At 35.9% G+C, this 13,052-nt stretch carries 12 protein-coding genes; 7 read left to right on the top strand and 5 right to left on the bottom strand.

Going from position 1 to position 13,052, the window contains the following annotated elements:
- Positions 1–43 precede the first annotated feature (43 nt).
- The 4 genes from AC4AGG_RS03460 (at position 44) to AC4AGG_RS03445 (ending at position 5,721) form a co-directional block, all read left to right on the top strand.
- Positions 44–1,189: a type III PLP-dependent enzyme domain-containing protein gene (locus AC4AGG_RS03460; RefSeq protein WP_489770590.1), complete on the top strand. Its 1,146-nt coding sequence runs from the start codon at positions 44–46 to the stop codon at positions 1,187–1,189.
- A gap of 10 nt (positions 1,190–1,199) precedes the next feature.
- On the top strand, positions 1,200–1,526 hold the full coding sequence (locus tag AC4AGG_RS03455) for a DMT family transporter (protein WP_489770589.1): 327 nt from the start codon (positions 1,200–1,202) through the stop codon (positions 1,524–1,526).
- 45 nt (positions 1,527–1,571) lie between these two features.
- Positions 1,572–3,236, top strand: coding sequence for a DUF6909 family protein (locus AC4AGG_RS03450; RefSeq protein ID WP_489770588.1), 1,665 nt, complete (start codon positions 1,572–1,574; stop codon positions 3,234–3,236).
- A 190-nt stretch (positions 3,237–3,426) separates the two neighbouring features.
- Entirely contained in the window at positions 3,427–5,721 is a 2,295-nt protein-coding gene (locus tag AC4AGG_RS03445; protein WP_489770587.1) for a DUF5686 family protein, read from the top strand.
- Between the two features lie 50 nt (positions 5,722–5,771).
- On the opposite strand, the gene AC4AGG_RS03440 is transcribed toward AC4AGG_RS03445, so the two are convergent.
- From AC4AGG_RS03440 to rplU, 5 genes are all read right to left on the bottom strand, one after another.
- Positions 5,772–6,722 (bottom strand): hypothetical protein, encoded by a 951-nt coding sequence (locus AC4AGG_RS03440; RefSeq protein WP_489770586.1) that lies wholly within the window; start codon positions 6,720–6,722, stop codon positions 5,772–5,774.
- Between the two features lie 43 nt (positions 6,723–6,765).
- Positions 6,766–7,329, bottom strand: a complete 564-nt coding sequence (locus tag AC4AGG_RS03435; protein WP_489770585.1) for a threonine/serine exporter family protein — start codon at positions 7,327–7,329, stop codon at positions 6,766–6,768.
- The gene (locus tag AC4AGG_RS03430) at positions 7,313–8,092 is read right to left on the bottom strand and encodes a threonine/serine exporter family protein (RefSeq protein WP_489770584.1); all 780 of its coding nucleotides are present in this window, start codon (positions 8,090–8,092) and stop codon (positions 7,313–7,315) included. Before AC4AGG_RS03430 ends, AC4AGG_RS03435 begins: the two co-directional genes overlap by 17 nt.
- 396 nt (positions 8,093–8,488) lie before the next feature.
- Complete coding sequence (gene rpmA, locus AC4AGG_RS03425; protein ID WP_002984034.1) at positions 8,489–8,746, bottom strand: 50S ribosomal protein L27; 258 nt, start codon at positions 8,744–8,746, stop codon at positions 8,489–8,491.
- Between the two features lie 15 nt (positions 8,747–8,761).
- Entirely contained in the window at positions 8,762–9,358 is a 597-nt protein-coding gene (gene rplU / locus AC4AGG_RS03420) for a 50S ribosomal protein L21 (RefSeq protein ID WP_489770583.1), read from the bottom strand.
- Between the two features lie 193 nt (positions 9,359–9,551).
- On the opposite strand from rplU, the gene AC4AGG_RS03415 reads away from it, so the two are divergent.
- The 3 genes from AC4AGG_RS03415 to AC4AGG_RS03405 all read left to right on the top strand — a co-directional run bounded on the left by AC4AGG_RS03415 (position 9,552) and on the right by AC4AGG_RS03405 (position 13,043).
- On the top strand, positions 9,552–11,165 hold the full coding sequence (locus AC4AGG_RS03415) for an anaerobic C4-dicarboxylate transporter (RefSeq protein WP_489770582.1): 1,614 nt from the start codon (positions 9,552–9,554) through the stop codon (positions 11,163–11,165).
- 142 nt (positions 11,166–11,307) lie between these two features.
- Positions 11,308–12,408: an acyltransferase family protein gene (locus AC4AGG_RS03410; protein WP_489770581.1), complete on the top strand. Its 1,101-nt coding sequence runs from the start codon at positions 11,308–11,310 to the stop codon at positions 12,406–12,408.
- A 53-nt stretch (positions 12,409–12,461) separates the two neighbouring features.
- Entirely contained in the window at positions 12,462–13,043 is a 582-nt protein-coding gene (locus tag AC4AGG_RS03405; RefSeq protein ID WP_489770580.1) for a MiaE family protein, read from the top strand.
- The last annotated feature ends 9 nt before the right edge of the window (positions 13,044–13,052 follow it).

Below are 13,052 nucleotides of genomic sequence, written 5' to 3'. Positions count from 1 at the left end.
TCTTAGACCTCATCTAATTTTGAAAAAAATTAAAACTAAGACTATGAACATCATGATTGCAACCCCAAAAAGGTACAGAATTACTCGCTCAATCAAAAGAAGAGAAAGTGAAGCAGACCTTTTCAATACCCCAAGATTATACATTTCAAGAAAAGCTATCGAAAAGCAATATCGAATGCTTCAAAAGTACCTTCCCAACTGCAAACATCATTTTGCAGTAAAATCTTGTCCCTTACCAGAAGTCATAAGCGTACTTCGAGACATCAATGCGAATTTCGAAATTGCTTCAACTGGTGAAATCGATTTGCTAAAAAAGCAAGGTGTTAATATTTCGGATTGCATCCACACCCATCCTATCAAATCTTCCCACGAAATTGAAAAATCCATCAAAGCAGGTATCCGAACTTTTGTCGTTGACAATGAATCCGAATTAGAAAAATTCGAAAACTATAAAAATCAAGTTCAGTTATTGGTGAGAATCGCCTTCTCTAACACCGAAGCAATAATCGATTTGTCTTCCAAATTTGGACTTTTACCAGAATTGGCGGTTGATTTTATCCAACGAGCAACATCGAAAAATTACAAAATCGAAGGATTAAGTTTTCATGTGGGAAGCCAAATGCTCAATAATAAAATCTATGTAAGCGCCATCGAAATCTGCAAAATAATTTTCGATGAGTTAGAAAAATGCCAAATTATTTTAAAAACCATTGACATCGGCGGCGGATTTCCTTACACCAACAATATGTCAGAAATCGAAATCAAAAATTATTTCACACCTATATATAAGAGTCTTAAAAAACATTTTCCTAAAAAAAATTGCATCTCAGAACCCGGCCGTTTTATCAGCACCCCCATTGCTAATCTCCACACCAAAATTATCGGAAAATCCGAGAGAAATGGTCAAACTTTCTATTACATCAACGATGGCGTTTATGGTACTTTAAGCTGTTTGAAATATGACTTTTATGATTTATCACAAATTCAGTTTCCTAAAAACGAGAATCAAAAGGAACTTTGTATTATTTTTGGTCCAACTTGTGACAGTATTGACAAAATCGAAAACATCATGCTTCCCAACTTGGAGATTGGCGACGAAATTATTTTCCCAAAAATAGGAGCTTACAGCAATACCTCCTCTTCTAACTTCAACAGTCTCCCGAAAGCAAAAGTTTTCTTAACCAACTAATTCTCCAACAATGAAAGGACATCTATTTCTCATAGCAACCGTAATTGCAGAATCTCTTGCAATTATCTTCATGAAATACTCTAACCAAACTCAGCAGAAAATCTATCTGGGAGCTGGGATTTTGTTTTACATCTCAAGCTTCTTCTTACTCAACAATGCGGTTAAATATCTACCCATCGGTTACACCAACGCCATTTGGGCCGGGTCCAGTACAATTCTCGTTTGCATTGCTGGATATTTTTTATTTAATGAGAATATCAAACCCATTCATTTGGTCTTTTTGGCCTTCATCATCATAGGATTAGTTGGATTAAATTACACTGGAGCAGGAAAGTAACAGAATTTTTTCGTACCTTTGCCAACTTTTCTAAATTCAAAATATATGATAAATTCCAGAGCAAGAGAGACGACAGAAGCGATTGAGAGACTATATGTTTCTATGAGACATTTATTTTATAGAGGATTTTTCAAACCAGCAGGTGTTTCCGGGGAAACTTTAAGAAAACTTTTAAAGACCATTGCACCAGAAATTTACGGTTCTATGGGAATTCCCAACAAAATTGAATTAGATGGATTGCTTTACGTTTTGGACAGGCTTCCAGAAGGAATAGAAGAAACCCCTTTTGTACATTTGACTTCAGATGAGGGTTTCAGCAAAGGAAGCTTTGAAGTAATTGTTCCGAAAAAACGTAGAAGAAATTGCTACAGAATCGACGAATACCAAATGAACATCGAAGTTCTACTTGGTCGCTCCGAAATCTATGATATCCTAACTCACCTTACCTTCTTATATATTGAAGCTGACAAAATTAGAGAATTGGGTTACATTTCAGAAAAAGATTATGCACCAACACGAGCTTGGACTACCATCGAAGAAGTAGCTACCAAATCCAAAACTTTGACAGACAAAGACAAAGAAGTAGCGCTCATTCAGTTATCTTCTTTATTGGGTAGAACTTTTGCAGAAACTTTGGAAGCATACAAAAACTTTGGAGACAAAAAGAATCCAGATAGATTGTTCCAGATTGTTTATCACCTTGGTAAAGCCAGCTTAGAAGATTTAAGAGGCGGTAGAGAAAGAGAAATCTTCTTCAGTGCCATTTTGAGAGAAAGAGTTGGTCACCACTTTTTTGGTGAAAAATGGGCAAATAATGTGAAAGAAGTTTTATTCACTAATAATCTTCACAAGAGACCTTTGCACATTATTTCCGCTAACATGCACTCTGTGAAAAACATGTTATTCGCACACCAAGCTCTTAACAAAAAAGACACCAAAGGAACTTATTCCCTTTACGAAGAAATCAGCAACGAAAAAGACTTACAAGACAAAATTCTGAAGTACGCTTCAGAAAAAGGAATGATATACATCGATGACAACAGTGGAAGTAATATTGATGTTCAGATTATTGACCTTAGCAAAATAGACTTAAAAAACACTCCTTTCGAAAAATTAAATTATTCGGGAGACGATGTAATTTTGGTTTTCGATTATGCATTTGGAGAACAAGCTTATGAAATCATGGATGAGCTTCTTAGACCTTATGAATATCAAAATGAACAGCACAAAATGATGGTAAAATCAATTTCCATCATGGGTAAAGCTGGAATCTTAACAGGAGGAAAAGGAGACATTATGATTCCTACTTCCCATATTTTTGAAGGAACTGCGGACAACTATCCTTTTGAAAACGCTTTGAGTATGGATGATTTCCAAGATGATGAAATCAAATCCTTTGAAGGGTCGATGATTACTGTTTTGGGAACTTCGTTACAGAACAAGGATATCCTTTCTTATTTTATGAATACTTCTTGGAAGGCCATTGGCCTCGAAATGGAAGGAGCTCATTATCAAAAAGCGATACAAGTTGCTTCCAAAATTAGACATCACATCTCAGAAGATATGTTCCTTTGCTACGCTTATTACGCATCGGATAATCCATTAGAAACAGGAAGTACCCTTTCTTCTGGAGGATTAGGACTAACAGGAGTAAAACCAACATATATGATTACTTTAAGAATCTTGGAGAAAATTCTTAAATCAAAATAATTTCAAAAAAAATTATTCGGCGATACAACTTTTGTAGATTATTTGAATCAAAGAACGAAAACAGGTGAAAATGACGCAAGTTATTTTTACCTGTTTAAATTTGAACCCTTACGAAAAGCTGTTTTAAAATTTTTACGTCATTAGCATAATTTTTGATAGCTGATTGCGTTTTCCAATTGAACAAATGAAAATGAAAGATAAAAAAACACAGTACCTACTTTTCCTCGTCTTGTTTTTCTCTACCTTTTGCTTGGCACAAAATGAAAAAGTAAAAAAAATTGATGATATCGTCATCAAGAAAGGAAAGCCTGAGTTCAAAAACAAAAAGGAAAACCCTGCATATGCTATTATGAAGGAGGTATGGAAAAGCAAGCGCAACAATGGTTTGGACAAATTTAAAACTTATAAGTTCAAGGAATACGAAAAAATTGAATTCGACGCTGCTAATCTAGATAGTACTTTCACCAAGAAAAAGATTTTCAAAAAGCTAGATTTTATCTTTGATTATGCGGATTCTACAAGGACTGGACAGTTGGTTTTACCCGTCTATCTCAATGAAGCAGTTTATCAAAACTACGGTCAAAACGAACCCACCAAAAAATCAAAACGCCTGATGACCGCCGAAAAATCTTCGGGATTCGAGGACAATCAGATTGTTTCTCTTACGGCAAAAAACCTCTATCGAGACATTAATATTTACGACAATACACTTAATTATTTTGATATCGGCTTCACAAGTCCCGTTTCAAGAGAAGGATTTAGTGTGTATTATTACGAGCTTACCGATACCATCTCTATCAACGGACAAGAAACCTTTCAGATTCGTTACGAACCGAAGAGAAAAGACGTACTTGCATTTCAAGGATATTTATTTATCTCAACTGACCATTACGCTGTAGTGAAAGCCACTTTGCGCTCTACAAAAAAGATGAATGTTAACTTCGTTAACGGAATTTTCACAGAATTAGAGTATGACAATCCCGACGAAAACACCTTTTTACCAAAGAGATTTCAGACTTCTATCGAGTTGTCACCCCTTTCGAAAAGCAAAAAAGCAAAAAGCCTTGTTGCAACTCGAACGGTGAGTTACTCCGACTACGAATTTGACCCCGTTCTCACAGAACACGATTTCCAAAGAAGAGAGTCCGAGCTGACCGCAGAATTTGTTAAAAAAAACGATCTCTATTGGGAAACAGCAAGAACCGACTCTTTGAGCAAAACCGAAAAAGGGATCTACGAAATGTTGGATAGATTGGAAGAAACACCAAAATTCAACCGCATTGTAAAGACCTATGAAACGGTTGCTTCTGGCTATTACAATGTAGGGAAATCGGTCGATTTAGGAAGCATCTATTCCATCTATGGTTATAACGAAGTCGAGGGACATCGTATTCGTCTTGGAGCTAGAACCTATTTCACCCGAAACGACGATTGGAGATTACAAGGATACGCAGCTTATGGTTTCAGAGACCAAAAAGTAAAATATGGCGCCGAATTCAAGTATATGTTCAATAAAATCAACAGATTCACGATGGGTGTTGGCTCCCGAATTGACGTACTCCAATTAGGAGTTCAGTTGACCAATGACGACGGAATTATGTCACGAACTTTTGCGTCTTCTGCTCTTATCGGACGTGGTGAAAATGCTTCGTTAAGTCACGTTAATCAAAATAATATTTTTGCTTCTATAGAACCCTTTAAGAACGTACAATTTCGTCTTGATGGAACTTTACAAAGCATCAGATCTGCAAATCAAGACCTCTTCAACCTGGATTATTATAGAAATGGTGAGTTAAGAAGAACCGTTAATGATTCGCATGTTACCTTTAGTGTTATTGCGAGACCGGGCGCGAGATTTTCAACCAATGGAGTGGATCGATATGAACACTTTTCTTTAGCTCCAACGATTGTCTTCAAATATTCTAGAGGAATTGACGGACTATTTAATGCCGATTTTAATTATAACAAAGTTCAGTTCTTGTTTTATAAACCAGTCCTGATTGGAAATTGGGGTAAAGAAATGATTATCTTCGAAGCAGGAAAAAACTTTGATGTCGTTCCTTTGGCTTTGCAAAATGTAATTCCAGGAAACCAGTCTTATGGATTAGCAACCAACACTTTTGCGCAGCTTAACTATTATGAATTTGTGGCAGATACTTACGCCACACTACACTTGGAACACCACTTCAATGGAAAAATACTATCTTATATTCCACTAATCAAAAAATTAAAACTTCGTGAAGTTGCTTTTATTAGAGGAGCTTACGGAACGTTAAGCGACGAATCAAAAGCCATTAACGTCGAAGGTTACAAATACAGCGCACCAAGCGAAAAAATCTACTACGAGTACGGTTTTGGTATCGAGAACATCGGTTTAGGAAACTTAAGAATCTTCCGAGTTGATTTAACCTGGAGAGGTAATTACCTAGACAGACCTGATGTTTCGAGATTCGGTATCAAAGCAGGATTCCAGTTTGATTTTTAATAAAATCAATCCTAAATGTATATTTAGGATTGATTTTATTAGTAATTTGTTTAGAAAATGTATGGGCCAGCCCAGTCGCTACTAGAGCCATCAGAACAATTAGATTTCACATAAAAACATTTCCAAAGACAATACATACCACTTAATGCAATACTTGTGTTTGACGTGGTAAAAGTATTTCCCGAGTTATTAGGATTACCATTAATATCTTGCAAAATACAAATTGTATAGCTTACAGGAGATCCATAAGAACTCCATGAAAAGCCTCTCGTCGCACCAAGTCCCACATTACAACTGCCCGAAATAACATAGCTATTAAGATTAAATGGTTTTGGACATGAAGGAGTTGCGGTATAGGTAACTTTTTTAAAGGCATTAGGATCTCCATCATCACAAAAAGTTCGATAATAGACATCATAGGTCTGACCTGTTTGTAAACCACTTAAAGTTAAAGATGATGACGTAGAATTTCCATTAATTCTTGTTCCGGCACCCAGAGTAAAACCAACAGAACCATATTCTATTTGATGATAGCTAAAACTACTGCCACTATATGTAAAGAAAATATCAGCTGAAGTAGGATCATACTGGTAAAACTGTATCGAAGTTGTCCCAGTACATTGGCTCTGTGCCGTAGTAACGCTACTCAATTTATAGGGAGCGCTATATTCTGTACTACTACAAATTCCAGTGATGTAAATATCATAAGTTGTTGAAGACTGTAGATCTGAAATCTCTACATAATGACTTGAGGTAACAAAGGATTTCCCTGTTCCTTGCGTAAAACCTGTGAGACCATACTCAATCTTGAAAGAATTTGCATTATTGCCAGATAAATAGTTCAATTGTATTGAAGAAGGATAAGCTTGAAAACTGACATAACTTACTTTTCCGCAATTGTTATTTGAGTTATCGTTATCGTTACCACTGTCTCTAGAACAGCCAGCAATAAGGAAAATAAATAATAAAAAGTAAAATAAATTGATAGTTTTTAATTTCATTGGGATGTTTTTTTAATCCCCAAATATATAATAAAAAAAACAATTATATATTTTTACGATGCCTTTTGATTCGATAAATTTTGATTCGTCTAATAACTTTCTTATTGATTAAATCGTGTAAATCTTTGTCTTTAACTGTTTTTGCATTAAACAACAGCAACGGAAATATGATTCCGAAAGCCAAAGCCAACACGATAAAACCAGCCTTCATGCCATAATTAAAGACGGTTAGAAAATAATCGAAATCCACTTTGCTCTCTTTTCCAAAAGAGACAATCTTGATGATTCCGATTATAAACTCGTATCCATATTTCCCAGGAACCATATTAATAACTGCCGGAATGGTAAAAACAATCGGTGGAGTATGAACTCTATGCGCAAAATAACCTCCCAATAAACCAACTGCAGTTGCTCCAAAAAGGGATGCAAAAATCACTTGTTCCGGAATGAAATAATGAAGCAAAATGGTCTTGATTCCAAATCCTACTGCTCCTAATAATCCAACCACCCAAAGCGCTCGCCTTGGTGTATTAAAAAGAGCTGCAAATCCAATCGATACAACTATCGACCACAATATTTTTTCTATGATCTCAAAGGGTAAATCCATAGCCAAATAAAAATAATGATAAATAAAATCCAACGCCAATCATAAACACCAACATAAAGCCCATGGCGACTTTTGCCCAACCAGAAACAATATGCCCTCTCAAAATATCCAAAAATCCATTTATTAAAGGAACTCCCGGAATGAGCCAAAGTACACATGCTGTCAATGCTCCATGGAAATCTTCTAATCCAAACTTGCGACAGACGTTAACAACTGTAGTGCTAATGAATGAAGCGACTAACCAACCAATGTAAACATTATATCCTCGATGTAATAATAGCTTGCGGCCATAGATTCCGATAAGCGCAGCAAGAAATGCTACTCCAAATTCTATGTATGTTCCGTCAAAAATTTTGGCTAAAGCAGCGGTCGCAAATCCAATTAAAATAAACTTAAGCCATTCTGGATAAGAGTCCATTTGTTGGATGTCATCCAGTTCTGCTTCGATTTGATTAAAGGGTACTTTGTGCGACGCAATCTCCCAACTCAAGATGCTAATTTCTGAAACAATAGAAAAATTAACATGATAGTGCGGAATGGTCTTCACAATGGTCTTCTTCTGCTGCGACTCGAGCTCCTCAACGGTTAAAGCGATTGCGGAATGTGAGAAAAATTGTTCTACTTTATAATTGAAAGCTTTAGCAATACGATTAAGATTACGAACAGTCCTTGTGGTATTGGCTCCGTTAGAAATGAGCATAACACCAACTTCTGTTAACAAATCGGTCATCTTATCCAAACTAATATCTTCTAGATGTGCCATATCTTGTTTTTGGGTGCAAATTTACATTTTCTCGAGGTTTGATAACCCTGCCATTTGTCATGTCTTGCATAGTGATAAACGTGCATTCGAAATATTTTAAACGTGTTAAATTTTTCATTTTAAACTAATTAGCATGAAATGAACATCACTTTGCATTGTCAATTTTCAACACTCAATTTTTTACGGTCATTCCCGCGTGAGGGATGGTAGGGGTGCGATCGAAGAGAGCAGTCATTGTGTTTTTTGAAAAAAAACCAATGACCGAAACGAAGTGGAGCCCCGAACAGCCCGACCTGTTTGTTATGGCCTAGAAATTGGAAAACAGGTCACGCCCAAAACCAAAAAAAAATCTCAACCGTAATGATTGAGATTTCTTATGTTGTATACGCTGTTTTCTTATGCGTTAGGTTCTACAGATACGAAAGATCTGTTATTGGCTTTCTTTCTGAAAACTACTTTACCATCAACTAATGCGAACAAAGTGTGGTCTTTACCAATCCCAACATTGTCACCTGGGTGATGTTGAGTACCTCTTTGTCTTACAATAATGTTTCCAGCAATAGCTTCTTGTCCTCCGAAAATCTTAACACCTAATCTTTTAGAGTGAGATTCTCTACCGTTTTTGGAACTACCAACTCCTTTTTTGTGTGCCATCTTATTCTAAGGTTTTTATTTATTAAGGGCTTTAAATTGCTCAATATTCTTCTCAATAAGCGCGTCTACTTCTTCGTGAGTAAGAACTGCTTTTCCTAATTCGTCTTTCAAAGCTTGTCCTAGTGTTGTAAGAGTTGCTCTGTTGTCTTTAGTTTGAGAAAGACTGTTTTTCTTCAAGTGATAGTTCAACTCGTGATCTTCGCTGAAGTTAACTGTTTCTCTATCTGAAAGCTCTGCTGCAGGTGCTTCTACTTTAGCTGCTGCTTTTGGAGCTTCTTTTTTCGCTGACTTCTTAGCTCCATCGAATCCTGTAATACCAGTAATCTGAATCTGAGTCAATGATTGTCTGTGACCGTTTTTAACAGCGTAACCTTTTCTTCTTTTCTTTTTGAAAACGATTACTTTATCCGCTTTTACATGGTCTAAAATTTCGGCATCTACAGTGATACCTTCTACAGCTGGGGCGCCGATTGTTGTTGCTCCGTTAACAGTAAGAAGAACTTTGTCGAAAGATACTTTCGCTCCTTTTTCTCCTTGTAGACGGTTAACAAACAATTTTTGGTCTTGCTCAACTTTGTATTGAAGCCCTGCTATCTCTACGATTGCAAACATTGTTTATATATTTTTTAGTTATTTCGGACTGCAAAAGTAAGAAATTTTTCTGAATGACAAACAATTATGTGTTAATATTTTTTCTTGTAAACCACACTTATTAGCTATGATATATTTCATTAATTAAATTTTATTATTACTGTAAAATATTAGGAACTTTGTTGAAATTTTCAACCATTTTAATAGAAAAAACATGAGGAATTCATTGTTTAACCCTAGAAAATCATTAATTATATTATTAATGATGGTTTTTCAGTTTAGTTTTCTTTACTCCCAAAGTAATTCTGGCACTGTAACTGAAAATGCAAATGCTGCGACCGCAGTAGTGAATGATAGCAAAACACAAGTTGATGCTAAAGCAAGTGATGCTACACAAACCGTAAAAGCATCAGACGCAAAAGAAGTTAAGAAAGACGTAAGTGCTGAAAAAAATAAAAAAGAAGAAAAAATGGGTGAAAAACCCAAAGATCCAAATGCTTCAGTCATATTTTTTCTTCAATTAGTACTTTTATTGGTAATTATTTTCTTCGGAATTAAGTACGGAGGCGTTGCTCTTGGTATGCTTGGAGGATTAGGAGTAACCTTATTGGTATTTGTTTTCGGGGCAATCCCTGCAAAACCACCAATTGAAGTAATGCTTATAATTTTGGCTGTTTCTACTACTTCAGCCACGCTAGAGGCAACTGGAGCTTTAGGTTTAATAGTAAAATTTGCCGAAAAAATTCTTAGAAACAATCCATCTCGTATCGTTTATCTCGCACCACTGAGTACTTTTCTATTAACCATGTTGGTTGGTACAGGCCATGCGGTTTATCCGTTATTACCAGTAATTTATGATGTGGCTATCAAAAAAGGAATTCGTCCAGAAAGAGCAATGGCCACTGCATCAATGGCAAGTCAGTTGGGAATTACGGCTAGTCCAATTTCTGCTGCCGCTGCTGCTCTTATAGGAATTTTTTCTGCGGCTGGTTTTGACATCACTCTTATTGATATTCTCAAAATTACTATCCCATCTTGCTTTGTTGGGATGATGTTGGCTGCAACTTGGAGTTTAAAAAGAGGAAAAGATTTAGCGGATGACCCTAAATTTCAAGCAAAAATTGCCGATCCTGAACAAAGAAAATACATTTATGGTGAAATGCAGTCCGAGGGGATGGAAACGGGAGCTAAATCCAGCAGAGCGTTACTTTTCTTTTTATTAGGAATTCTTGCAATTGTTATTTTAGCTATTTTCCCAGATCAACTACTTCCGACGGATGACGAGGGAAAACCGCTCAAAATGAGTGTAGTGTTGCAATTCGTAATGTTTGCAGTGGGTGCTATTATCATTTTCATAACGAATATTCCTGCTAAGAAAATATCAGATACTAAAGTATTTAACGCAGGTATGGTTGCGGTAATTATGATCTTTGGTATTGCTTGGATGAGCGAAACAGTGATTGAAAATAACAAACCTTATATCTTATATTTGATAAGTGATACAGTAAGGGAATACCCTTGGACTTTTGCGATAGCCATGTTTGTTGTATCAGCTTTCTTAAAGAGCCAAGCTGCGGTACTTTTGGTAATGATGCCACTTGGTATTTCTTTAGGAATCCCTGTTAATACACTTATAGCCTGCATCCCTGCTTCTTACGCCTATTTCTTCTTCTGCTTCTATCCTAGCGATTTGGCTGCAATCAATTTTGACCGATCTGGCACCACCAATGCTGGTACTTGGCTACTCAACCATAGTATAATGATACCAGGTCTAATTGCCGTTTGGACTGCAGTTGCTGTAGGATTTTTGCTTGTGAAATTTTTATAAAAGCTGAATAAATAATCCCCATGGCAAGACCACGAGGTATTCTTTTCAGAGAATCTTAATTTTAGACCTTAATAAGACTCTCCTAATTTGTGGAGAGTCTTATTTTTGTATATATTTAACACAATATTCTTCAAAAACCGTAATGAAACGAGATCTATATATTGATTATGCCAAAGGATTGGCAACGCTTTCCGTTATCTTTATCCATACCGTTTATTGGTCAGGTCAAATCTACACCACCCCAGAAATCAGGGTTTTCTCATTGCTTTTTGATGTGGTACTTTTTTATGCCCTGAGCGGACTGACCTCTGGATCCAACTTAGAGAAAACATTTTACAGATTATTGAAGTTACAAATCACTTATATGCTATTTGTAACCTTGCTATTCTTCACCGATTATTTTTTCAAAGTTTTTGGAATGTCAATTCTGGGAAAGGATACTTTGATGCAGTTCTACGAAACCTTTGGTGGCAAATATGTCCCAAAACATATTTCCATGGATCCGCAATGGCAAAATCTTGGAAACTGGTATCTTCACCAATACTCTAATTGTGATACTTTTCCAGTTGTCATGGGTAGTTTTTGGTATCTCAAAGTCTACTTTATCCTAGCTTTCTTCGCAGCATTAATCCTTAAATTTTTTCCAAAACATATAAGATGGTTTGTTGGACTATGTTTTGGCTTAACTTTAATTTTCAATCTTCTTCCTCAATATTACCCAAGTGGACAGGTGGCTTATGTTGCATTTTATCTTGGCGTTTTTCTACTTGGTCATCTACTCAAAGGAAAAAAAATCTCAACTCGAACCATCCCTATTCTCTATGGTGCTGTTGCCATGGCATTAGGAATAATGTTTTGGAATTCGGGATATGAATTATTCTTAGAAATAGGAAGAAGCAAAATGAAATTCCCTCCAAAACTTCCATATATCGTTTGGATTTCTTTTTCAGTGGTCACTCTTTTTGTTTTGTACAATAGACTGAAAATTTCGAAAGAAAGTATCTTTAGTTACATCGGACGCAATGCCATATTTTTCTATTTTGGACAAGGCATTAGTTCTAGTTTACTATATTTCGTAGTTGTCCCTTTTCATGACAAAATGAATTGGATAATTTTCATGATTCTCATGTTCGTCCTCAACGTGATTTTAGCAATTGGATTTGCAGAACTCCTCAAAAAATGGGATGCGCTTGGGTGGAAATACTTAGAAAAACTCCGAAAAATAACTGCTGCTAAAATCTAAATAATTTCTAGATTTCGATTTTAGTCGTACTTTTACAAAAAACTTTTCATAAGATGTTTAAACTTAAACTTCCTACCGACCCAAGATGGGCAAACATTGCCGAAGGAAATATTGAAGAAATCCTAACTGACCACGCTTGGTGCGAGCAAAAAGCAGCAACCAATGCCATTGGACTTATTACGATGATTCCGGAACATACAGAAATTGTTACCGAACTTTTAGCAATCGCTCAAGAAGAGTTAGACCACTTTAATCAAGTTCATGAAATCATCAAAAAAAGAGGATATGAATTTGGAAGAACTAGAAAAGACGACTATGTTAATCAGCTTGTAAATTTTATCCAAAAAGGAGGAAACAGAGATGATTTAATTATAGACAAAATGCTTTTTGCTGCGATGATTGAGGCAAGAAGCTGCGAAAGATTCAAAGTGTTAACAGATAATATCAAAGATGAAGAGCTAAAAGCATTCTACCTCGAACTGATGATTTCTGAAGCTAATCATTACACCACTTTTATTGGATTTGCAAGAAAGTTAGGTGATCCCGAAAAAGTGAACAAGCGTTGGGAAGAATGGCTGGAGTATGAGGCTAAAATTATCCAATCCTATGGAGTAAAAGAAACCATCCACGGATAATAAAATTAA

It is taken from the genome of Chryseobacterium sp. CG10_8 (genome assembly GCF_058117085.1).
Note: the sequence above shows the minus strand (reverse complement) of the source record. Positions and strands in the feature narration are given on the sequence as shown.